25 protein-coding genes and 1 pseudogene are annotated in these 23,209 nt (G+C 45.9%); all 26 read right to left on the bottom strand.

What is annotated here, in order from left to right:
• Positions 1 to 78: 78 nt before the first annotated feature.
• Entirely contained in the window at positions 79 to 1,779 is a 1,701-nt protein-coding gene (locus tag AC1WMD_RS03230) for a proline--tRNA ligase (protein ID WP_043904145.1), read from the bottom strand.
• 75 nt (positions 1,780 to 1,854) lie between these two features.
• A complete protein-coding gene (gene rseP, locus AC1WMD_RS03225; RefSeq protein ID WP_043904144.1) occupies positions 1,855 to 3,114 on the bottom strand; it encodes an RIP metalloprotease RseP in 1,260 nt (419 codons plus the stop codon).
• A 17-nt stretch (positions 3,115 to 3,131) separates the two neighbouring features.
• The gene (locus AC1WMD_RS03220; RefSeq protein ID WP_494255972.1) at positions 3,132 to 4,277 is read right to left on the bottom strand and encodes a 1-deoxy-D-xylulose-5-phosphate reductoisomerase; all 1,146 of its coding nucleotides are present in this window, start codon (positions 4,275 to 4,277) and stop codon (positions 3,132 to 3,134) included.
• Between the two features lie 21 nt (positions 4,278 to 4,298).
• Positions 4,299 to 5,093 carry a phosphatidate cytidylyltransferase gene (locus AC1WMD_RS03215; protein WP_043904142.1) on the bottom strand — a complete coding sequence of 265 codons (795 nt, stop codon included), beginning with the start codon at positions 5,091 to 5,093 and terminating at the stop codon, positions 4,299 to 4,301.
• Between the two features lie 5 nt (positions 5,094 to 5,098).
• Positions 5,099 to 5,875: an undecaprenyl pyrophosphate synthase gene (uppS, locus tag AC1WMD_RS03210; RefSeq protein ID WP_043904141.1), complete on the bottom strand. Its 777-nt coding sequence runs from the start codon at positions 5,873 to 5,875 to the stop codon at positions 5,099 to 5,101.
• Positions 5,876 to 6,027: 152 nt separating this feature from the next.
• A complete protein-coding gene (gene frr / locus AC1WMD_RS03205; RefSeq protein ID WP_043904140.1) occupies positions 6,028 to 6,585 on the bottom strand; it encodes a ribosome recycling factor in 558 nt (185 codons plus the stop codon).
• A 2-nt stretch (positions 6,586 to 6,587) separates the two neighbouring features.
• Positions 6,588 to 7,310 (bottom strand): UMP kinase, encoded by a 723-nt coding sequence (gene pyrH, locus AC1WMD_RS03200; protein WP_043904139.1) that lies wholly within the window; start codon positions 7,308 to 7,310, stop codon positions 6,588 to 6,590.
• A gap of 120 nt (positions 7,311 to 7,430) precedes the next feature.
• Complete coding sequence (gene tsf, locus AC1WMD_RS03195) at positions 7,431 to 8,315, bottom strand: translation elongation factor Ts (protein ID WP_043904138.1); 885 nt, start codon at positions 8,313 to 8,315, stop codon at positions 7,431 to 7,433.
• 165 nt (positions 8,316 to 8,480) lie between these two features.
• Positions 8,481 to 9,188: a 30S ribosomal protein S2 gene (rpsB, locus tag AC1WMD_RS03190; protein ID WP_043904137.1), complete on the bottom strand. Its 708-nt coding sequence runs from the start codon at positions 9,186 to 9,188 to the stop codon at positions 8,481 to 8,483.
• A 158-nt stretch (positions 9,189 to 9,346) separates the two neighbouring features.
• Positions 9,347 to 9,841 (bottom strand): hypothetical protein, encoded by a 495-nt coding sequence (locus AC1WMD_RS03185; RefSeq protein WP_494255938.1) that lies wholly within the window; start codon positions 9,839 to 9,841, stop codon positions 9,347 to 9,349.
• Between the two features lie 9 nt (positions 9,842 to 9,850).
• Positions 9,851 to 10,096, bottom strand: coding sequence for a hypothetical protein (locus AC1WMD_RS03180; RefSeq protein WP_043904135.1), 246 nt, complete (start codon positions 10,094 to 10,096; stop codon positions 9,851 to 9,853).
• 21 nt (positions 10,097 to 10,117) lie between these two features.
• Entirely contained in the window at positions 10,118 to 10,879 is a 762-nt protein-coding gene (locus tag AC1WMD_RS03175) for a FliA/WhiG family RNA polymerase sigma factor (RefSeq protein ID WP_494255937.1), read from the bottom strand.
• Positions 10,880 to 10,923: 44 nt separating this feature from the next.
• Positions 10,924 to 11,424, bottom strand: a complete 501-nt coding sequence (locus AC1WMD_RS03170) for a chemotaxis protein CheD (protein ID WP_043904133.1) — start codon at positions 11,422 to 11,424, stop codon at positions 10,924 to 10,926.
• On the bottom strand, positions 11,421 to 12,053 hold the full coding sequence (locus tag AC1WMD_RS03165; protein ID WP_494255936.1) for a chemotaxis protein CheC: 633 nt from the start codon (positions 12,051 to 12,053) through the stop codon (positions 11,421 to 11,423). The genes AC1WMD_RS03170 and AC1WMD_RS03165 overlap by 4 nt, the downstream gene beginning before the upstream one ends.
• 49 nt (positions 12,054 to 12,102) lie before the next feature.
• Positions 12,103 to 12,540 (bottom strand): chemotaxis protein CheW, encoded by a 438-nt coding sequence (locus tag AC1WMD_RS03160; protein WP_494255935.1) that lies wholly within the window; start codon positions 12,538 to 12,540, stop codon positions 12,103 to 12,105.
• A gap of 27 nt (positions 12,541 to 12,567) precedes the next feature.
• Positions 12,568 to 14,592, bottom strand: a complete 2,025-nt coding sequence (locus AC1WMD_RS03155) for a chemotaxis protein CheA (RefSeq protein ID WP_494255934.1) — start codon at positions 14,590 to 14,592, stop codon at positions 12,568 to 12,570.
• Between the two features lie 13 nt (positions 14,593 to 14,605).
• Positions 14,606 to 15,184, bottom strand: a pseudogene (locus tag AC1WMD_RS03150) (CheB methylesterase domain-containing protein); the annotation flags it as partial.
• 105 nt (positions 15,185 to 15,289) lie between these two features.
• Entirely contained in the window at positions 15,290 to 16,162 is an 873-nt protein-coding gene (locus AC1WMD_RS03145; RefSeq protein WP_494255933.1) for a MinD/ParA family protein, read from the bottom strand.
• Positions 16,159 to 17,289: a flagellar biosynthesis GTPase FlhF gene (flhF, locus tag AC1WMD_RS03140; protein ID WP_494255932.1), complete on the bottom strand. Its 1,131-nt coding sequence runs from the start codon at positions 17,287 to 17,289 to the stop codon at positions 16,159 to 16,161. Before flhF ends, AC1WMD_RS03145 begins: the two co-directional genes overlap by 4 nt.
• Positions 17,286 to 19,325 carry a flagellar biosynthesis protein FlhA gene (flhA, locus tag AC1WMD_RS03135; protein WP_494255931.1) on the bottom strand — a complete coding sequence of 680 codons (2,040 nt, stop codon included), beginning with the start codon at positions 19,323 to 19,325 and terminating at the stop codon, positions 17,286 to 17,288. Before flhA ends, flhF begins: the two co-directional genes overlap by 4 nt.
• Positions 19,326 to 19,344: 19 nt before the next feature.
• Positions 19,345 to 20,427, bottom strand: a complete 1,083-nt coding sequence (flhB, locus tag AC1WMD_RS03130) for a flagellar biosynthesis protein FlhB (protein ID WP_494255930.1) — start codon at positions 20,425 to 20,427, stop codon at positions 19,345 to 19,347.
• A complete protein-coding gene (gene fliR, locus AC1WMD_RS03125) occupies positions 20,428 to 21,201 on the bottom strand; it encodes a flagellar biosynthetic protein FliR (RefSeq protein ID WP_494255929.1) in 774 nt (257 codons plus the stop codon).
• Between the two features lie 6 nt (positions 21,202 to 21,207).
• On the bottom strand, positions 21,208 to 21,477 hold the full coding sequence (fliQ, locus tag AC1WMD_RS03120) for a flagellar biosynthesis protein FliQ (protein ID WP_494255928.1): 270 nt from the start codon (positions 21,475 to 21,477) through the stop codon (positions 21,208 to 21,210).
• Between the two features lie 14 nt (positions 21,478 to 21,491).
• The gene (gene fliP, locus AC1WMD_RS03115; RefSeq protein WP_494255927.1) at positions 21,492 to 22,160 is read right to left on the bottom strand and encodes a flagellar type III secretion system pore protein FliP; all 669 of its coding nucleotides are present in this window, start codon (positions 22,158 to 22,160) and stop codon (positions 21,492 to 21,494) included.
• The gene (fliZ, locus tag AC1WMD_RS03110) at positions 22,153 to 22,821 is read right to left on the bottom strand and encodes a flagella biosynthesis regulatory protein FliZ (protein WP_494255926.1); all 669 of its coding nucleotides are present in this window, start codon (positions 22,819 to 22,821) and stop codon (positions 22,153 to 22,155) included. The genes fliP and fliZ overlap by 8 nt, the downstream gene beginning before the upstream one ends.
• Before the next feature lie 20 nt (positions 22,822 to 22,841).
• Positions 22,842 to 23,201, bottom strand: a complete 360-nt coding sequence (locus AC1WMD_RS03105) for a response regulator (RefSeq protein ID WP_017437076.1) — start codon at positions 23,199 to 23,201, stop codon at positions 22,842 to 22,844.
• Between the last annotated feature and the right edge of the window lie 8 nt (positions 23,202 to 23,209).

Below are 23,209 nucleotides of genomic sequence, written 5' to 3'. Positions count from 1 at the left end.
TATCATAACAAAAGGGCTGTCGGAAAAGTATCTTTTCTACTTTTCACCAGCCCAGCCCTTGTCCGTTTCTCTCGTTTGTTATTTAAGTAGGCGGCGGATCGTATCAATGAGTTCATTCACCGATACTTCCATCGCTTCGCCCGTTTGCCGCACTTTTACTTCAACGATTCCTTCACTCGCCCGTTTTCCAACCGTTACGCGAATCGGAATACCAATTAAATCGCTATCGGCAAATTTGACGCCGGCGCGCTCCGGACGGTCATCATATAATACTTCAAAGCCGGCTTGTCCGAGCTTTTCGTACCATTCGTCGGCAAGCTGGCGCTGCTCGTCATTTTTGGCATTGACCGAAATAAGGTGAACGTCAAACGGTGCTACCGCCGCTGGCCAGACAAGACCATTTTCGTCGGCAAACTGTTCGGCAATCGCCGCCATGAGCCGCGAAACGCCGATACCATAGCAGCCCATAATCATCGTTTGCGAACGCCCATTTTCGTCCAAGTAAACCGCATTCATCGCTTCACTATATTTTGTCCCTAATTTAAAGACATGGCCGACCTCGATTCCGCGGGCAAAGCGGATCGTTCCTTTTCCATCCGGAGATGGGTCCCCTTCCTGAATAAAGCGCAAATCAGCATATTGCGCGACAGTGAAATCACGTTCAGGGTTCACCCCGACATAATGATATCCTTCCTCATTTGCCCCGCATACGCCATTGACGATTGCTTTTACTGCGTGATCAGCAACAACGGTAACCGCATCTCCCACCCCGATTGGGCCAAGCGAGCCGATTTCACAGTTCATCACTTGTTTCGTTTCTTCCGGTGTTGCCAATTCTACGACCGAGGCGTCAAATAAGTTTTTCACTTTGACGTCATTCGCCTCATGGTCACCGCGGACAAGCACGAGTACGTAGCGGTCGTCTACTTTAAAGAGCAATGACTTAATGCACTTTTCTGGCGTCACCTGTAAATAGGAAGTCACTTCTTCTATTGTTTTTTGTCCCGGCGTATGCACTTTTTCCAAATCGCGAAGCGGCTCATCGCTTTTTTCATATGTAGTAATAACAGGCGCCATTTCGATATTTGCCGCGTAATCAGAAGCGTCGGAATAGGCAATCGTATCTTCACCGATTTCCGATAATACCATAAATTCATGCGTATCTTTTCCGCCGATCGCTCCCGAGTCGGCAATGACGGCGCGGAAATTCAATCCGCAGCGCCGAAAAATATTGGAATACGCTTCATACATTTTATTGTACGTTTCATCTAAACTTTCTTGCGATGTATGGAACGAATAGGCATCTTTCATAATAAATTCGCGGCCGCGCAACAGCCCAAAGCGCGGGCGTTTTTCATCGCGGAATTTTACTTGAATTTGATAAAGCGTCAGCGGAAGACGCTTATATGTTTTCACTTCATCGCGCACGAGCACCGTAATCATTTCTTCATGTGTCGGTCCAAGCGCAAAATCGCGTTCATGGCGGTCCTTCAGGCGCATCAGCTCCGGACCATACGAATACCAGCGCCCGGACTGCTGCCATAATTCCGCTGGCTGCAATGCCGGCATGAGCAATTCGATTGCTCCGGCGCGGTTCATTTCTTCGCGGATAATCGCTTCTACTTTTTGCAGCACGCGCTGCCCAAGCGGCAAAAACGTATATACGCCGCTGGCGCTTTGCCGGATAAATCCAGCGCGCAAAAGAAGCTGATGGCTTTTTACTTCTGCGTCTGCTGGCACTTCTCGCAAAGTTGGAATAAACGACTGACTTTGTCTCATCTTCACACACCTCTTTTTCTCTATCTCTTTTGTTTTCCGGAAAGAAGGGAGAACATGCCCTTCTTTCCGACCATTTTATAGGAAAAATTTTTGAATATCATTCCATGTAACGACAAGCATTAACAACATAAGGAGAGCAAAGCCGATAAAATGAACCATTCCTTCTTTTTGACGGTCAATCGGCTCGCCGCGCAGCGCTTCAATGGCGAAAAAGAGCAGGCGGCCGCCATCGAGCGCAGGAAGCGGTAGCAAGTTGACGATGCCAAGGTTGATGCTTAAAATCGCTCCCCATTTCATTAAATAATAAATTCCCGACTCCGCGACCTTTCCAGTCGAAACAGCAATGCCGACCGGTCCTGACAGCATATCAAGCTTAAACTGACCGGTGATTAGCTGTCCGAGGCCGACAAGAATTTCTTTCGTCCAGTAGTACGTTTCCAACGTGCCTTGTTTTAATGAACCGAACACTGATTTTTCCATCGGTCCGTACACGCCGATTAAACCAATGGTTTCCCCCTGCACCGTTTTGGCTTCAGGGGTTACCGCAATATCCATTACTTTTCCATCTCGCTGTATTTTAAACAACAGTTTCTCTTCTGGATGGGCGCGGATAATATTGACGATTTGCGTCCATGTTTTGACCGGCTCGCCGTCAATCGAAAGCACGACATCTCCCTGCCGGAGGCCGGCGTCCTTCGCAGCGCCTTTTTCTGTCAGTTCCCCGATGATCGGTTTGTCAACCGGATATCCTTGCAACAAACCAATGATCAAAAACACGGCAAAGGCGAGCACAAAGTTCATCAACGGCCCCGCGAAAATCGTCATCGCCCGCTGCCCTAATGTCTTTGCCACAAATTGGCGGTGATAAGGAGCGATTTGAATTTCTTGATGATCAACGACAAAGAAAGCAGGCTCGTTCACGGCAAATCGTTCCAACCGATCCTCGTTCCCGTCCACATAGCCGGTAATATACATGCGGTGCTCTAAATCCGCATCCTCTACTTCAATAATTCTCGCATTTGGATAGTCGTCCTTATGGTTGATAATAATTTTATCGACGTTGCCTTTACGGTCGAGCTCCAAGCCAACCACTTGCCCTGGTTTTACTTCCACCGTTTCCGGGTCTTCGCCAGCCATGCGGACAAAACCGCCTAACGGAAGCAGGCGAATGGTATAGACCGTTTCGTTTTTCTTAAAGGAAAATACTTTTGGTCCGAAACCGATAGCAAACTCCCGGCATAAAATTCCTGCCCGCTTCGCGAAAATTAAATGGCCAAGCTCATGGAAAAAGACAAGCGCACCGAAAATAACAACAAATGCAATAATCGTCTCCAATGTTTCAACCACCTTTTTTATAGTAGTGACTGGACGTATTTGCGCGTTTCCGCATCTATCTGACGAATCTCCTCGAGCGATGGTTCTTTGATCCGTTCATGCCACTCAAGGGCGCGTTCGATATATGCTTCGATGTCAAGAAATGCGATGCGGCCTGCTAGGAAAGCGGCAACTGCTTCTTCATTGGCCGCATTTAATACTGTCGGCAGCGATCCACCCGCCTTTCCTGCTTCATACGCAAATCGCAAACAACGGAAACGCTCCAAATCCATCCGTTCAAAGTGCAAGGTGCCAACTTGCGCCAAATCAAGCGGTTTGGTGCTATTTAGCGGTAAGCGTTCCGGATAGGTCAGCGCGTATTGAATCGGCACGTGCATATCCGGTGTGCCAAGCTGGGCGATGACGCTTGTATCACGAAATTGAACAAGCGAATGAATGACGCTTTCGCGATGCAACAATACATCAATCTGCTCATAAGGCAGTTCAAAAAGCCAATGCGCTTCAATGACTTCCAGTCCCTTATTCATCATCGTTGCCGAGTCAATCGTAACTTTTGCGCCCATCGACCAATTGGGATGACGGAGCGCTTCTTCCACTGTTACATGCTTCAACTCTTCTCTCGTTTTATCGCGAAAGCTGCCGCCGGACGCGGTTAAAATAATTTTTTCCACCTGTTCTCGTTTTTCCCCTTGCAAACATTGGAAAATCGCGGAATGTTCGCTGTCAACCGGCAGCAGAGGAACTCCCCGTTTTTTTGCCGCTTCCGTCACGATATGCCCTGCTGTCACAAGCGTTTCTTTGTTTGCGAGTGCAATGGTTTTGCCTGCTTCAATCGCCTTTAGCGTCGGCACGAGGCCAACGCTTCCGACAACAGCCGTTACAACGATATTCGTTTCCGGAAAAACGGCTGCTTCTATTAATCCTTCCTCCCCATAAATGACTTTGATTTTGCCTGCGTATTCGCTCCGCAGTTTATCATACGCATCCCGATCAGCGACGGCAACAAGACGGGGAGCAAACTCTTCAATCATTGCCCGCGCCTTATCGACATTTTTTCCAATCGAAACGGCCGCTAGACGAAATTCATCGGGATGGGAACGAATGATATCGAGCGTCTGCGTACCGATCGAACCGCTCGCCCCTAATATACTAATATATTTCAATGTCTTCACTCCTAACTCCCTTTATAGCGCCACGCTAATGAAAAAATATAAAATCGGCAAAATAAATAATAAACTGTCAAAACGATCTAAAATCCCGCCGTGACCCGGCAAAATATTTCCTGAATCTTTTACGCCGTAATGCCGCTTAAATGCGGATTCGACTAAATCTCCCAATTGTCCGAAGATGGAAAGAACGACCGTCATCAACAAGACAAAACCGATGCTATGAAAAAGATTGGTTGTCCATTGATAAATCACGGCAACAACGACGGCGCAAATGATTCCACCGATAGAACCTTCCACCGTCTTATTCGGGCTGATTTCCGGCCATAGTTTCCGCTTTCCAAAGGCACGCCCAATAAAATATGCCCCGATATCGGTTGCCCATATGATAAACAGGGCATAAACGATATACGCTAAACCAATAGAACGAATCTCGCTAAAGCAATAAAATCCGAACCCCACATAGAGGATGGATAAAAGAATAAACCCTGCTTCATCAAAGGTAAAGGCGTTTTTCGTCACCACCGTATATACAAGCAATAAGAACGTGCCCAACAGCAGCAGTCCCAGTTTGGTTACATGAAAAGACGCAAGTCCGCTTTCATATTGCTGCGGAATAAGCAGCAGCCATAAAACGGCAAAGCTGACCATCCCTTCAGGAGAAACGACGCGCAGGCGCTTCATCAGCAATAATTCAAACAGCCCGACCGTCGCTAATATATATGTTACTATTATAAACGGAAGTCCGCCAAAAATAACAATCGGTAAAAATAAAGCGGCGGCAATCACTCCAGTAATGACTCGCTGTTTCATCGCGTTTAAACTCCTCCAAATCGGCGATCACGCTGTTGAAAGACGGCGATCGCTTCTAATAAATGTTGCTCGGTAAAGTCCGGCCATAGGACATCAGTAAACCAAAATTCTGTATAAGCGAGCTGCCACAGCATAAAATTGCTTAACCTTATTTCACCGCTTGTGCGAATGAGTAAATCGGGGTCAGGAAGCTCTTTTGTCATTAAGTAAGAGGATATTATTTGTTCTGTAATTGCTTCCGGTGCAAGGGCCCCTTTTTGTACTTCTTTGGCAATTCTCTGCACCGCGTACGTAATTTCCGCCCGGCTTCCGTAGTTTAACGCAAAGTTAAGGATTAACCCGGTATTTTCTTGTGTTTCGCGAATCGCTTTTTCCACCGCCCTGCGGGTATGTTCGGGAAGCTGTTCCGTATGGCCGATGACCTGCACCTTTACATTCTCCTCTATTAATTCAGGGAGAAATGTCGTTAAAAACTGCTCCGGAAGCTTCATTAAATAATCCACTTCACTTTTCGGCCGCTTCCAATTTTCTGTCGAAAAGGCATATAGCGTTAATATTTGAATGCCGAGTTCATTGGCAAAACGGGTGATTTTACGAACGACTTGCATGCCTTCGTAGTGACCCGCCGCTCGCGGCAACGCTCGTTTTTTCGCCCATCTCCCGTTTCCGTCCATAATGATGGCCACATGTTTCGGGATCGGATTTTGCAGTATTTCTTCTTTTGTGTAGCTAGTGGAAGAAAAAGATTCCCCCACTTTATTTTTCCAAATTTTATTAAACATACTAGTCCTCCGGTATGAAAATATTTTACTATTGTACTATGCGACTAGTGCGTGCTCAACCCACAATGTTTGCGTTGCTTTTCCTGTCTATTTTTGCTTCTTCATTATAACAAAAAAACCCTCCATAAACATAGAGGGTTTTCTTTGTTCAATTATACTTCCATTACCTCTTTTTCTTTTTCTTTTGTAATCGCATCAATTTTGGCGATATGATCGTCGGTAAGCTTTTGAACATCTTCCGTGTAGCCACGCAGTTCATCTTCGGTAATTTCGCCGTTTTTCTCGAGTTTTTTCAATTCGTCGTTCGCATCGCGGCGGATGTTGCGCACCGCAACTTTGGCGTCTTCGGAATATTTTTTCACCAACTTCACCAACTCGCGGCGCCGTTCTTCGGTCAATGGCGGAATGACGATGCGAATCACCGATCCATCGTTAGATGGCGTCAGCCCTAAATCGGAAGCTAAAATCGCTTTTTCCATTTCTTTAATCACTGATTTGTCATAAGGCTGGATGACAAGCAAACGGGCTTCCGGTACGCTGATGCTTGCTAATTGATTAATTGGCGTCGCCACTCCATAATAATCGACCGTCACTTTTTCAAGCAAACTTGGATTTGCTCTTCCGGCGCGAATCGTCGCCAGTTCACGGCTAAACGCCTGCACCGCTTTATCCATTTTTTCTTTCGCGTTATTGATTACTTGTTTAGCCATCTTTATTTCCCCCTTACGATTGTTCCGATATTTTCACCTAAAACCGCTCGTTTAATATTTCCTTCTTCTGTAATTGAAAAAACGATCAACGGAATATCGTTGTCCATGCATAGCGACGAAGCGGTAGAATCCATGACGCCTAATCCTTGTTTAATGACATCTAAATACGATAATTCGTCATATTTCACCGCGTTGGCGTCTATTTTTGGATCCGCGCTATATACGCCGTCCACATTGTTTTTGGCCATTAAAATGACGTCTGCTTCGATTTCCGCCGCGCGCAATGCCGCCGTCGTGTCTGTCGAAAAATACGGATTTCCCGTTCCAGCCGCAAAAATGACAACGCGTTTTTTCTCGAGATGGCGAATCGCTCTTCTTCGTATGTAAGGTTCAGCTACTTGCCGCATCTCGATCGATGTTTGCACTCGCGTTTCTACTCCGAGATTTTCCAGGCTGTCCTGCAACGCCAGTGAATTCATGACCGTCGCCAGCATTCCCATATAGTCTGCGGTAGCGCGATCCATTCCCATTTCGCTTCCCGTTTTTCCGCGCCATATATTGCCGCCGCCGACCACAATAGCGACTTCCACGCCGAGTTCAGCCACTTCTTTTACTTGTTTGGCAATCGACTGAATAATCGCAGGGTTGATGCCAAATCCTTGTTCGCCGGCTAGCGCTTCACCGCTTAACTTTAAGACAATACGCTTGTATTTTGGTTTTTCCATGTCAAACCTCCACGCAGCTAATTGCAAAAAACAGTGATCACTGAAAACGATTTTCTGGCAGGCTCACTATATGCCATTTTAAAAATAGGGAACACGGTGTGTGTTCCCTGTTACTTTGCTTCATTGCTTTCTTACTTGGTTCATTACTTCTTCGGCAAAGTTATCTTGACGTTTTTCAATGCCTTCGCCGACTTCATAGCGGACGAATTGTTTTACTGTCGCACCGTTCGATTCAACATATTGGCGTACTTTTACATCTGGATTTTTTACAAATGCTTGTTCTAGCAAGCAAACATCTTCATAAAATTTATTTAAGCGGCCTTCCACCATTTTTTCTACGATATGTTCCGGTTTTCCTTCATTTAGCGCTTGCTGTTTCAACACTTCGCGTTCATGTTGTACTTCTTCTTGCGGCACTTGGTCGCGGGAAACGTATTTCGGATGCAATGCCGCGATATGCATAGCCACGTCTTTCGCCACTTCTTGGTTTGTCGTACCCGCTAATAATGTTAATACGCCAATGCGGCCGCCCATGTGCAAGTACGCACCAAAAACATCATTGTCTCCTTTTTCCATAATTTCAAAGCGGCGCAACGTAATTTTTTCGCCAATTTTAGCAATCGCTTCGTTAATATGGTCTTGAACGGTAGATCCGTTATCCATTGTTTGCCCAAGTGCTTCTTCCAAAGTAGCCGGCTTATGTTTTAGCAAGTGGGCGGCAAGTTCTTTTACTAATGCTTGGAACGCTTCGTTTTTCGCCACAAAATCTGTTTCCGAGTTCACTTCTAAAATAACAGCGGTATTGCCATCTGTTTCAATAAGCGTCGTGCCTTCCGCCGCAATGCGGTCCGCTTTTTTCGCCGCTTTGGCGATTCCTTTCTCGCGAAGCCAATCGATCGCTTTGTCCATATCGCCGTTTGTTTCCATCAATGCTTTTTTGCAGTCCATCATTCCCGCGCCTGTTTTTTCGCGCAGTTCTTTTACCATTTGTGCTGTAATTGCCATCAAATAAATCCTCCTTTAAAATCGCATGTATGTATCGTTTAAACAAAATTCGCAAAGCAAATTTTGTTTTCTCCCGTATTTGTTAGTATAGCCAAGAAGAGAGATTTTCTGTCTCAAAAAAAGGTGATAAAAGGCATTCCCCTCTTATCACCTTTCTAAACCAAATTACTCAGCAGCAACGACTGCTTCTTCGCCTTGTTTTGCCTCTAACACCGCGTCGGCAATTTTCGAAGTGAGAAGTTTTACTGCGCGAATCGCGTCGTCGTTTGCTGGAATGACATAGTCGATTTCATCCGGATCGCAGTTTGTATCTACGATGCCGATGATCGGAATGTTTAATTTGCGCGCTTCCGCAACTGCAATGCGTTCTTTGCGCGGGTCGATGACAAACAGAGCGTCCGGCAATTCTTTCATGTCTTTAATGCCGCCTAAAAATTTCTCTAAACGTTCTTGCTCTTTCTTTAAGCGGATGACTTCTTTTTTCGGAAGCACATCAAAGATGCCGTCTTCCGCCATTTTTTCAATTTCTCTTAAACGCTTAATGCGCTTTTGAATCGTTGCGAAGTTCGTTAGCGTACCGCCTAGCCAGCGTTGGTTGACATAGAACATGCCGCAGCGTTCCGCTTCTTCCTTCACCGATTCTTGCGCTTGTTTTTTCGTGCCGACAAACAAAATTTTACCGCCGTTTGCCGCTAACTCTTTAACGAAGCTGTACGCTTCCTCTACTTTTTTGACGGTTTTTTGCAAGTCGATAATATAAATGCCGTTGCGTTCTGTGAAAATATATTTTTTCATTTTTGGATTCCAACGGCGAGTTTGATGTCCGAAATGAACACCAGCTTCAAGCAATTGCTTCATCGAAATGACTGACATGTTGGCTCCTCCTATATTTTGGTTTTTATTCCTCCGCCCATGTCATCTTTAAGCAAGACTGACGACGTCAGCACCGTTGCTTAAATCGATGGACGTGTGTATTCACACCATGTAAAAATATATCATAACTGCCGGTGACAAATCAAGCAATTATTTGCCTACTTTTGGCGGAATTTTAGCAATAACTCCACTTCTGTCTTTCCTTTATTTAGAATTTTAGCAATTTCCTCCACCGTTTTTCCTTGTCCGTAAAGTTGCCAAACGCGATCGGCGGCGGAAGAAGCCGGCTGTTGACGTATATCCACAATGTCTTTTATCTCATCGATGTTTGGAAAATAGCTAGGTAGCGGTTCCGTTTCTTCGTTTGGCGCCGTTGTTTCATTGCCTTCTGCCTGCGGCTCGGCGCTGTCTTTTGGTAAATGATCCGTCCGGGAGCGGTTAGGCAATATTGCCGCCAGCTCTGTTAAGAAGCGTTCGTTTTCTTCCTTCCATTCTAATAAATAGGCAGAAAATGTTTGCTCGATCTCTTCCGTCATTTGCTGCTGCTGCTTTTCCATTTCTTTTACCTTGGCTAATCGCAAATAAAGCAAAATAATGATCCATAAAGAAAGCGCATGAAGAAGAAAACTAATAGTGAGTAAAAATGCAAGCATGGTTTTTCACTATCCTTTAATGTCAATCGTTTTTCCTTTATATGGATGAATATTGCTGCCATGTTGCTTGCGGCTGATATTCGCGCTTGTACGCTTTTCGGTTACTTGCTTTCGCGCAAGCGCATCTTGTTTCTTTGTCGCTTCCGCAAGCTGGAATTGCGCGATTTGCGAATGCTGGTGCAACACATTTTGCATGTTTCCAACGTCGTATGTTTTCGGAAGGGCTATTTGCAGCTCCGCTAGTTTCATATCCATGCCATCCGCTTCCTTTCCGGCTTAAAGCGCCGCTTCTAAAATTTTACGTAACTTAAAAATTGCTTTAGAATGAAGCTGAGAAATTCTTGAGGTAGAAAGTCCTAAAATTTCGCCGATTTCTGTAAATGTTAATTCTTCTTTATAAAATAAACTAATCACAAGCTGCTCTTTTTCACTTAGCTGTTCAATCACTTGCGCTAATTTTTCGTACAGCTCTTGTTTGATCACTTCTTCTTCCGGAGATGGCGTTTTTTCATCACGAACGGCTAAAAGCGCCGTTTCTTCTTCCTCCTCTGTTACAACGTGTTGAAAAGATAACACGTTGGCAAAAAAGTTCTCATTGGCTACCGTGTGTACTTCCTCTTCCGTCATCCCTAATTCAGCGGCGACTTCCTTTGCTGTCACGGAGCGCATATACCGCTGTTCCAACCTTTCGATCGTTTCCTCAATTTTTTTCGCCTTTTCTCTTATGCTGCGCGGGAGCCAGTCTTCTTTGCGCAGCCCGTCCAAAATGGCGCCGCGGATGCGAAAAGACGCATATGTGTCAAATTTTAAATCGCGGGAGGGATCAAATTTTTCCAGTGCATCAAAAAGACCAATCAGTCCGTGACTGACTAATTCCTGTTTGTTAATATTTTTCGGCAGCGACACAGCAATTCGCTGCACATGATAATGAACAAGCGGCATATATAGTTGTACGAGTTTATCTCCAGCTTGCGGATCGCGGCGCTCTACCCAATTATCCCAATATTTCCGTTCTTCGTCCGCTAACATATGTGCCATATTGTTCCCACCCCGTTTATTTGAAAATGCCGCTGTTTCCTTTGTTATATTTCCTTGACTCCTTGATTAACGGTGCGAATCGATAAAACACCCGTCTGCGGGTTGAACTCAATCGTTCTGCCGCTGCTGCCGCCCACATCTTCGGCAACGATTGGGATGCGAAAACGGTTTAACTGCCATTTCACCGCTTCGACATTTCTCGCGCCAATCCGCATCATGTCGCTGCTTTGCGAAGGGAAGGAAAACATTTGCGCCCCGCCGGCTATTTTTGCCTTTAACATTCCTTTTCTTCCCCCTGCCTCGAGGACAAGCTCGATGAGCGCCGCCACCGCTGTATCGGCATATTTGGCCGCATTGATCGTTTCCGATCTTGCCAGCGAGGAATCCGGAAGCATCACATGTGCCATTCCAGCCACCTCTTTCATCAAATCAAAAATTACGACACCGACACATGACCCTAATCCAGACGTGCGAATGACATTTGGTGCGCGCACGACATTCATATCGGCAATGCCAACTTTTATGATATGGAGCGTTTCACTCATGGAAGCTCCACACCCAGCGCCCGAAAGATGGAGGCAAACGAATCTGGATCAGGGAGCAAAAAGAAGTGACCATTGACGCTGTTTTCTGGACGCCGCTCATCATATACTGCAGTATCAATCAAAATGGCATAATCGCCGGCGCGGGATAATTCGAGCAGCCCATATTGCAAAATAGCGCCAATCATATCGACAGTAAGCATCGGGACGGACGGATACAGCGCTAAATGGGTAAAGTCGGCGAAAGCGGAAAGATAGGAACCGGCAAGGATATTTCCTAGTTCTTGCAATGCTGATTGTCCTAGTTCAGTCGGATGTTCATGAAACGAAAATGTTTCGTCACCAGTCATCTGCCGGATAAAACGCTCCGCCTGCTCGAGTGACAATACGAAAAACATATTTCCCGGCGCATCTCCTTCAATGCGCAAATAGACGCATGCTACGACTTGCTCGGCCCCGCCGATCAGCTCCATCATTTCATCAAATGCGGCAATTTGCACATGCGGAACCGCCATTTCAATTTTTTTGTTTAATAGTTTAGACAGCGCCGTCGCCGCATTTCCCGCCCCGATATTGCCGATTTCTTTTAAAATATCAATATGGGTACCGGTAAGTTTGCGAATATGATCCATAAAGCAGCAGCTCCTCTTGAGTAATGCGAAAAATTAACGGAAAACCAACTTATTTTTCTAATACCTTTTCTAAATTTAATAAAATTAATAGCCTTTTTCCAGCTTTGGCAACCCCGTGAATATAATCGGCTTCCACCGCTCCAATCGCTTCCGGAGGCGGTTCAATGCTTGATGCCGGGATATCAAGCACATCATTGGCCGCATCGACGATGAATCCAACCTCGATATCTCCGATCGACACGATAATAATGCGCGTTTGCTCAGAGTACGGCACGGAAGGAAAGCCAAACCGCTCCCGCAAATCAATAATCGGCGTGACGACACCGCGCAAATTGATTACTCCTTTGACATAATGCGCCGTACGCGGAACACGGGTAATATGCTGAATTTTTTCAATGGAACGGACATATTGAACTGGGATGGCATATTCTTCATCTTTTAACTGGAAAGCAATTACTTTCCATTCAACTCCTTGAAACGCCGTCATTTTACGTTTCCCCTTCCAATCAAACAATTATTTAATTAGTGCATTGCAGTCGATAATAAGCGCTACTTGACCGTCACCTAATATCGTCGCACCGGAAATCGCAAAGACGGATGTTAAATAGTTTCCTAATGACTTTAATACGATTTCCTGTTGCCCGATAAACGAATCGACAACAAGTCCTGCCATTTTTTCCCCTTTGCGAACGATCACGACGGAAACCACTTCCTCTTCTTCCGCCGCCGCTGGCACTTCAAAAATGTCTTTTAAAAATACGAGCGGTACTACTTTTCCACGGAAATCGATCACTTGCTGATTATGAGCGTGTAAAATATCTTCTTTTCTAATAATGGCGGTTTCAATAATCGATGATAACGGGATCGCGTATTTTTCTTGCTGAATCTCTACAAGCAATACGGAAATAATCGATAATGTCAATGGCAATTGAATCGAAAAAATTGACCCTTTCCCTTCTTCCGAATCTACTGTGACCGTGCCGCCAAGCGACTCAATCGTGCTTTTGACGACATCAAGCCCGACCCCGCGCCCGGAAATATCAGAAATGTGATCAGCGGTGGAAAAGCCTGGCGCAAAAATTAGTTCATATACTTGCTTATCCGTTAAATTAGCGATGGTTTGCTGGGAGATGATTCCGCGATCAAGCGCTTTTTGCAGCACTTTTTCCCGCTTAATGCCGGCGCCGTCATCTTCAATTTCAATAAACACATGATTGCCGCTATGGTATGCTTTTAACTTCACGGTTCCTTCTTCCGGCTTGCCGCTTGCCCGACGTACATCAGGCGTTTCAATGCCGTGGTCGATCGCATTGCGAAGAAGATGGACGAGCGGGTCACCGATTTCATCAATGACGGTGCGGTCGAGCTCGGTTTGTGCGCCGATGATTTCCAAGTTTACTTTTTTTCCTAATTCGCGCGCCAATTGCCGCACCATGCGTGGAAAACGGTTAAACACCGTTTCTACCGGAACCATGCGCATGTTTAAAATAATCGTTTGCAAATCGCTGGAAATGCGCGACATTCGTTCCACCGTTTCATTCAATTCCGGATGATTTAATTCGCGGGCAATTTGTTCTAACCGTCCACGGTCAATGACGAGTTCCTCAAATAAATTCATTAAATTATCAAGACGTTCAATATTGACACGAATCGTTTTATTCGCCGACGCCGATTGTCTTGCCGCCGCATTTTTCTCCGCCGTTTTCTCCTTTTCCTCTTGAACGGCTGCCGCTTGCTGCCTAAGCGCGGTTTCATGTGCAGCTGCCGCATCGCCCGTTTCCTTCGGTCCATCGATATCGAGCGGTACAACTTCTATCTCTTCTACTTCAGAAACTTTCATCAACCGCTCATATAATTGTTCCGCTGATTGCTTTGTCACCACCGTTAGCCAAAACTCTTGATCAAATTGCTCCTCTTCGAGCATATCGGCAGGGGGAATCGATTTAATCACTTCGCCCGCCTCGTTTAATGCTTCAAAAATCATATAGACACGTACGGATTTTAACAAGCAGTCTGCCCGCAATTTCACGCGGATTTCATAGGCGGAAAAACCTTGTTCTTTGGCCTGCTGCAGCACATTATATTCAAATTCCCCGTATGTTTGCCTAAGCGGTACAGAAGAAGTATTGGACGGTCGCTCCGCTAAAGAGGCGGGAACTTCTCCTTGTTCAATTCGCTTTAACTGCTCCACCACTTCTTTTACGTCGCGCTTGCCATCACCGCCTGCAGCAATCGCCATAATCATCGCTTCTAAATGATCGACTGCTTGAAACACAACATCCAATATTTCCGGGGTAACGGTAATTTTATGATTGCGAATGCCATCCAGCACATTTTCCATTTGATGGGTTAAATTAGCTAAATCTTCAAACCCCATCGTCGCTGACATTCCTTTTAACGTATGGGCGGAACGAAAAATTTCATTGACGATTGCCATGTCTTCCGGCGCTTTTTCCAATTCTAGCAGCTGTTCATTAATGGCTTGTAAATGCTCTTTACTTTCGTCAATGAATACCTCTAAATATTGGCTCATATCCATTTTCTTTTCCCCCTTACCCTTCCACATATTTGATAATGGCCTCGGCAATTTCTTCTAAAGGTACAATGTCATCGACGACGTTCGCCTGAATCGCTGCTTTCGGCATTCCAAACACAACTGCCGTCTCCGGCGCTTCGGCGATCACCTTCGTGCCGGCGCCTTCTTTCAGCTTTTTTAATCCCGCTGTTCCGTCTGACCCCATCCCCGTCATAATGACAGCTATTTTTTCATAATCCGTTACGGTGCTGAGTGACTCAAATAGCACATCGACGGAAGGACGGTGGCCGTTTCGCGGCGGCGACTGTTCGAGGCGGGCCGTCAGCATCCCTTTCGCTTCATCAACTAATAAATGACAGCCGCCAGGCGCAATATATGCCGTGCCATTTTGCAACGTTTCCCCATCCTCTGCTTCTTTCACCGTTATAGACGAAAGCGCATCCAGCCGTTGCGCTAACGATTTGGTAAAACCTTCCGGCATATGCTGGACGATGACTATTGGCGCGGGAAAATTTTCCGGAAATTTGGTCAGCACGAGCTGCAGCGCGCGCGGCCCCCCTGTCGATGTTCCGATGCCAATAATTTTTTTGCGCTGAGGCGACTGATGGGAAAGCGTCTTTATCCGCTGATTGACGGCAATTTTCCGCATAAAAGCTGAATCATCGCCGACAAGTACTTTCACTTTATCCATGGGTGGTCTCTACCTTTCTAGCAAAAAGTGACGCAGTCTGGCAAAAAAACGAAATGGCTCCCTCTCTTTCTCTTGCGCCATTGCGCCAGCCGATAAATAACGGTCCGTTAGCGTATGCATAGCACGGCTTACTTTAGCAGTGGGATCAAACAGCAAAAACGGTGTTTGCTGTACTACCGCTTTCGAGACGGTACGGTCTTCCGGCAGCATGCCTAGCGGAATCACCTCTTTGTCCAAAAATTGTTTGGCTACCCGTTTCAGGCGCTCTAACGTCTCGCGGCCTTCCTTGTCCGTCCGAACGCGGTTCGCAATGACGTATAACGGAATCGCCTTTTCCTGCGCATACATATATTTCATCATCGCATATGCATCAGTGATGGCTGTCGGTTCCGGCGTGGTGACAATAAAAATGTCATGGACAGCCTTCAATAGATAGAGTCGATCTTCGGAAATGCCCGCTCCCATATCGAAAATAAGATAATCATATTGCGCTGATACCGATTGCAGCTCCGTTAAAAAATAATCGATTTTTTCCTCGTCCATCGTAAAAATGTTGGTCAATCCCGTTCCGCCGGCAATAAACGACATGTTGTCCGGACCTGTTTTAATCAGTTCTTGCAATGGAAGTTGCCTCGCAAACAAGTCAACAATCGTTAACGGTGACGATTGCCCGAGCAAAATATCGATATTCCCCATTCCAATATCCATATCAAGCAACAATACCCGAAAACCGCGCCGCGATAACATGATAGAAAAATTGAGAGAGACGTTAGATTTGCCAACCCCGCCTTTTCCGCTCGTAATGGCGATCGTTTTCGTGATTCTTTTTTGCTCGTTTTGCTTGCTTAAGCGCAACCGTAAGCTTTCTGCCTGATCTTTCATTTTCCTTCGACCCCAAACAGCATGTTTATCAGTTGTTCCGGCGACGCCTCGCTAATGTCGTCCGGCACATTTTGTCCGTTAGTAAAGTATGCCGCCCCTACGTTATATTCCATCATTAAATTAAACATCGCTCCATACGAAGTAGTTTCGTCTAATTTCGTAAAGATAAAGCGGTTGATCGGAACGAGGGAAAACTGTTCATAGATGTTTTTCATATCTTCGTATTTTGCCGTGAGGGCAAATACGAGAAACGTCTCCATTTCTTCGTTAAAATCGATGATGTTTCGCAACTCTTTGACATATTGCGGATTGCGGAAATTCCGCCCTGTCGTATCAATAAAGACGATATCGCGGTCAGACAATTTTTTCTTCGCCTCTTGAAAATCTTGCAAATTATAACAGACTTCCAGCGGTACGTTTAAAATTTGCGCGTACGTTTTTAATTGCTCGATAGCCGCAATCCGGTAAGTATCGGTCGTAATAAACGCGATGTTTTTCCCATGATCCAACACGCAGCGAGCCGCGATTTTTGCCAGCGTGGTCGTTTTGCCTACGCCGGTCGGTCCGACGACATTAATATACTTTTTTTGCAGCGAAATGCCGTCGAACGGAACAGATGCCAATTTTTCTTTCATTATTTCTTTAGCCCAGGCAATCACCTGTTTTGTCGGCGCTTTTCCCCCATCGACGTACCATTTTTCCAACAAGGCAGCTGCAATGTCCTGGACTAACGAAGCGGAAATGCCTTGGTTTTCAAGCCGGCGTTGCACCTCGCTAAGCGGTGCTGGATAAGAGGAAATGCCGGTCATGGCGTTTGCGGAAAGCTGCTTTATCATCGCCTTTAGCTCTTGTAATTCATAAAGCAGCTGCCCATCTTCTCTCTCTTTTTTTTCCTTCAAAAACGAGGAGGCAAATGAAACTTCCTCTTTTTTTCTCTCCGCTTTCGAACGAATCGGCTGCGGATCGACAGCGGCGATCACTTCGATGTTTTTTTTCGTAAACAGTCCAAAAAACCCGCCTTTATGGACAACTTTGGAATTTAAAATCACCGCATCGCTTCCAAGTTCGGCACGAATCATTTTCATAGCTTCCGACATCGACGGCGCAACAAATTTTTTTACTTTCATTCAATATCCACCATCCCAACGCTTTGGACTTCCACACTCATCTCCAGCTCATTATAGGATAAAACAGGCAAGTTCGGAAAATATCGTTCCGTCAATTGCCGAACATACATGCGGACGGCCGGAGAGCATAGCAAAATTGGTGTTTGGTTTGCAAATACATGCTGCTCAAGCTGTGCGGCAATCGCTTCGATAATCGCTTGAGACAGCCCTGGGTCAAGCGACAAATAACTGCCCTGCTCCGTCTGCTGAACCGCTTCGGCGACCGTTTTTTCCACCTTTCCAGATAGAGTAATGACTTTTAACGGCTCTCCCGGAAGCGCATACTGGCTTGTAATTTGCCGTGCCAGCGCCTGCCGCACGTACTCCACCAATATATCGGTATCGGTTGTCATGCGGGCAAAGTCGGCCAGCGCCTCAAAAATAAGCGGCAGATTGCGGATCGATACTTTTTCTTTTAACAGTTTGACGAGCACTTTTTGCACTTCCCCGATGGAAAGCGGGTTTGGCGTCACTTCTTCCACCAATACCGGATACGATTCCTTTAAATGGTCGATAAGCTGTTTCGTTTCTTGGCGTCCTAGCAATTCATGCGCATGAGTTTTCAATACTTCCGTAATATGGGTAGATACAACCGATGGCGGGTCGACGACCGTATACCCTAGCATTTCCGCTCTCTCTTTCATCTGCTCGGAAATCCATTTCGCAGGAAGACCAAATGCCGGTTCCACCGTGTCGATCCCTTCTACCGAATCATCTTCGATTCCCGGGCTCATTGCTAAATAATGATCCAAGAGCAGTTCGCCGCGCGCTACTTCATCCCCTTTAATTTTCAGTCGGTACTCATTCGGCTGAAGCTGAATATTGTCGCGGATGCGGACAACCGGAATCACCAGCCCGAGCTCGAGCGCCAGCTGACGGCGGATCATGACAATGCGGTCGAGCAAATCGCCGCCTTGCTTGGCGTCGGCAAGCGGAATAAGCGCATAACCAAATTCAAATTCGATCGGATCGACATGAAGCAGACTAATGACGCTTTCCGGACTTTTTAATTCATCCATTTCCGTTTCTTCTGCTTCGTCTTGCATAGCGGCTGTTTCAGGACGGGACGCCTGCTGCAAAAAACGGTATCCGCCAAACGCAAGCAAGCCCGCGATCGGAATCGTCAGCACATCACTAATCGGCGTAAACAGCCCTAGCAAGAAAATCGTTCCCGCTGTGACATATAACATTTTCGGAAAAGCAAATAGCTGTTTCATAATGTCGCCGCCAAGGTTGCTGTCAGACGCCGCTCTTGTCACGACAATACCGGTGGCAGTCGAAATTAACAAAGCTGGAATTTGACTGACGATACCATCGCCAACCGTTAATAGCGTGTAGCGCTGCGCCGCTTCGGAAATATCAAGCCCTTGCTGGACGATGCCGATGACCATGCCAAAAAGCAAGTTAATCACGACAATGATTAATCCAGCGATCGCATCGCCTTTGACGAATTTGCTTGCCCCATCCATCGCTCCGTAAAAATCCGCTTCCCGTGCCACTTTTTCTCGGCGTTGCCGCGCCTCTTGTTCGGAAATCATCCCGGCGTTTAAATCCGCATCAATGCTCATCTGTTTTCCCGGCATCGCATCAAGTGTAAAGCGGGCCGCCACTTCTGATACACGTTCCGCTCCTTTCGTGATCACGACAAACTGGATGATGATTAAAATTAAAAATACAACGAGGCCGACGACGACATTTCCCCCGACGACAAATGTTCCAAATGTTTCCACTACACCACCCGCTTCCCCTTTGCTTAAAATCGAGCGGGTGGTGGAAACGTTCAGTCCTAAGCGAAATAGTGTGAGCAACAGCAAAAGCGAAGGGAAAATGGAAAATTGCAGCGGCTCTTTCATATTCATCGACGTAAGGAGAACTAACAGCGCAAGCGAAATATTGATGATGATCAATACGCTTAACAGCCATGTCGGCAGCGGAATAATCAGCATCGCTACAATTAAAACGACCATCAATAATACGGACAAATCTTTTGCTTGCATATATGTTCTCTCCTTACTGCTAAACTTTTCGTTTCAAGCGGTACACGTACGCTAAAATTTCCGCTACCGCTTTGAAAAATTCTTCCGGAATCATGTCGCCAATTTCCGTTTGCCGGTACAACGCCTGGGCAAGCGGACGATTTTCTATGGTCACGACATCATGCTCTTTTGCTAGTTGTTTGATTTTTAGCGCCACATAATCCGCCCCTTTCGCTACGACCATCGGCGCCTCCATTTTTCCGTCTTCATACTTCAGTGCGACAGCGTAATGCGTCGGGTTGGTGATGACTACATCGGCTTTCGGCACTTCCTGCATCATTCTTTTCATCGCCATTTCCCGCTGTTTTTGCTTAATTTTTGATTTGATTAGCGGGTCTCCTTCTGTCTTTTTGTATTCATCCTTAATATCTTGTTTGGACATGCGAATATTTTTCTCAAAGTCAAAACGTTGGTACAAGTAATCGAAAATAGCGAGAAATAGCAGCGCCACAGAGGCATAAAGCCCCATTTTTACCGTTAAACTAGCTAACGAGCTTAATGTCGTGCTCAAAGATTTCGTTGTCAGCGACAAAATATGGTCAAGCTGAAACCATAGCAAGGCGAATGTCACCAATCCAACAACGCCAATTTTTAAAAGCGATTTTAACAGCTCCACCACCGCGCGCAGCGATACAATCCGCTTTAGTCCTTGAATCGGGTTCAGCCTATTCCAGTTCACTTTTAAAGGCTCCGTCGTTAATAAAAACCCTACTTGCAAAAAATTAGCTAAACAGGCGGCAGCAACCGCTGCGAAAAAAATAGGGGCGATGATCAACGCCGTGTTTTTTAACCAGCTGATAAAAAGAAGATGAACCGAATCGATTGTTAAATCGGTCCGGGTATATTGTTCAAACGATTGAGACATAAAGTGCAGCATGTTGTCTTTATAATACTTTCCGGAAAAGGATAAAACGAGAAATACAACAAGCATGACCAACGCGGTATTGATGTCGGCGCTTTTTGCCACTTGCCCTTTTTTCCGCACTTCCTGCCGTTTTCGCGGTGTCGCTTTTTCCGTTTTTTCTTCAGCAAAAAACTGCAAATCAAGGCGCAATCCCTTCATTTATGTGCCTCCTAGAAGCTGCATCAGCTCGCGCATCGATACAAACATCATATCAAACAAATGGCGGACGGCGATAAACAATGCCGCCATTGTTGCGATGAATAAAATCAATGCCACAACGATTTTTACCGGAAACCCGACGACGAAAATATTCAGCTGCGGCACGGTGCGGGCAACGATGCCGAGCGCGACATCGACTAAAAATAAACAGCCGACGAGCGGAACAGACATTTGAAAAGCGATGGCAAACATCGTGCCAAATGATTTAACGATGTATTGAACCGCATGGCCGTCCGCAAACCGCGGCCACTGATCGAGCGGAATAAATTGATAACTGTAAAAGATGCCATCGAGCAGAAGATGATGTCCGTTGACGGAAAGCAATAACAGTAAGGCAAACATATGCAAATATTGACCCATCAGCGGACTTTGCGCTCCTGTCTGCGGGTCGATGACATTGGCAATCGCAAATCCCATTTGAAAATCAATCAATCCGCCGACAATTTGAATTGCCGCCATAATCATATAAGCAAACAAGCCAATCCCGAGACCAACGAGTACTTCTTTTAGCACTAGCAATACATACATCTCGTCGATAGCGACCGTTGGTGGCGAAATAGCAAAAAACATGATCCAGCTAAGGAAAAACGATAGTCCAATTTTATGTACGTTCGGAATCGTTCGGTACGAAAACAGCGGCAAGGTAGCAAAAAAGGAAGCAACGCGCGCAAACACCAGCAAAAACGCCGGAAAATGCAACAGTAATGTTTCCATCGTGCATCAGCCTATAAATTGTGTTAAATTGTTTAAAATATCGTGAGCGTAAGACACCATTTTTGATAGCATCCACGGCCCGAAAAAAACAAGCCCAACAAGGACAGCGACAATTTTCGGAACAAAAGCCAGCGTCTGCTCCTGAATTTGTGTCGTTGCCTGCAAAATGCTAATAAGCAGCCCAACCGCCAATGATAATAAAAGCAGCGGTCCGCAGACAATTAAAATCATATACACTCCTTGTTCGGCAAGCCGAATCACAAAATCGGCACTCATCATTGCCACCTACTTTACTGAAAGCTTTCTAACAGTGATTTCACAACTAAATACCAGCCATCCACAAGCACAAACAACAAAATTTTAAACGGCAGCGATATCATGACAGGAGGGAGCATCATCATCCCCATTGACATCAGGACGCTAGCGACAATCATATCAATAACAAGAAACGGAATAAAAATCATAAATCCCATTTGAAATGCCGTTTTCAATTCGCTGATTGCAAACGCTGGAACAAGCGTAGTCAGCGGAATATCTTGCACCGTTTTCGGTTTTTTCGCGCCGCTATACGATAGAAACAATGCCAAATCTTTCTGCCGGGTATGCTTGCTCATAAACTCCTTAATCGGCACAGACGCTCGTTCATACGCCTGTTCCAAATTAATCTTTTCAGAAAATAACGGCTGCAGTGCTTGATCGTTGATTTCTTTCAACGTCGGCGCCATGATAAAAAACGTTAAAAACAGCGCTAAGCCAACGAGCACTTGATTAGGCGGCATCTGCTGCGTTCCAAGCGCTGTGCGGACAAATGACAATACGATGACAATGCGTGTAAAGCATGTCACCATAATTAAAATGCCGGGAGCGATCGACAGCACCGTTAACAGCAGCAACAGTTTGATCGACATAGAAACATTTTCCGGCGCAACTTGACTAAACATGTGAACAAACTCATTCATCAGGTGCCGTTCCTTTCTGCTTCAACTGCTTCAATAATTCGTTCCGCTTTACAGACAGCTCCTGCATTTCCCGTAAAAACATGGTGTGAAACGCAGCGTGCGGTTGGTTTGACTGCTTCCGTTTGGCCGCTAAATAATTGCGCAGCCGTGCTCCCCATTTGCTCGGTTCGAGCATTTGCTCGAGCCGCTCGTTATGAAGCGTTAAAATTTCTTTCATTTCATCCTCATCAGCAATCTCGCACAGCAACTGAATCGATTCGCCGACGCCAATAACAAGGATGCGGTTTCCGACTTTGATGAGCTGGACAGAGCGGTTCGCGCCGACGCTTGTCCCGCCAAGATGCTCAATCACTCCCTTTTTTCCGGGAAGCAGCTGGCTACGGCGGTAAAGAAATTTTAGCAGCCCGTAAATTAAGGAAATTACTAACAGCGTCGCTCCGATTAAGCGGACGACGTCCCAAGCGGAAAAAGGCGATGGTTGTGCTTGTTCCTCCGGCACCGCTTCACTTTTCGGCGAATTTGTTGGTTGTTCGCATAAGCTAGGACGCTGCAGACATTCTTTTACTGTCGGCGACTGTTGTGCAAAAACAGGAAAACCTGTTTGCATAGCAGCCGCGATGATAAGGCATAAACATAAGAAAATGACCCGTGACGGAAACAAATGAATTCCACCTCTTACATTCACCCGAGTGTTTTATTGATTGCTTCGATGACGCGGTCGGCCTGGAACGGCTTGACGACAAAATCTTTCGCCCCTGCTTGAATCGCGTCAATAACCATCGCCTGCTGCCCCATTGCCGAGCACATAATTACTTTCGCATTGCTGTCAATTTTTTTAATCTCCCTTAACGCGGTAATGCCATCCATCTCCGGCATCGTAATATCCATCGTAACAATATCCGGACGGGTTTCCTTATATTTTTCAATCGCCTGGCGTCCGTCCGCCGCTTCTGCTACTACTTCGTGTCCATTTTTCGTTAAAATGTCTTTAATCATCATTCTCATAAATGCTGCGTCATCTACCACTAATATTCTTGCCATTGCCTACA

This window comes from Parageobacillus sp. NEAU-HV-2, assembly GCF_059115485.1.
This window is presented reverse-complemented; position numbering and strand designations above follow the sequence as displayed.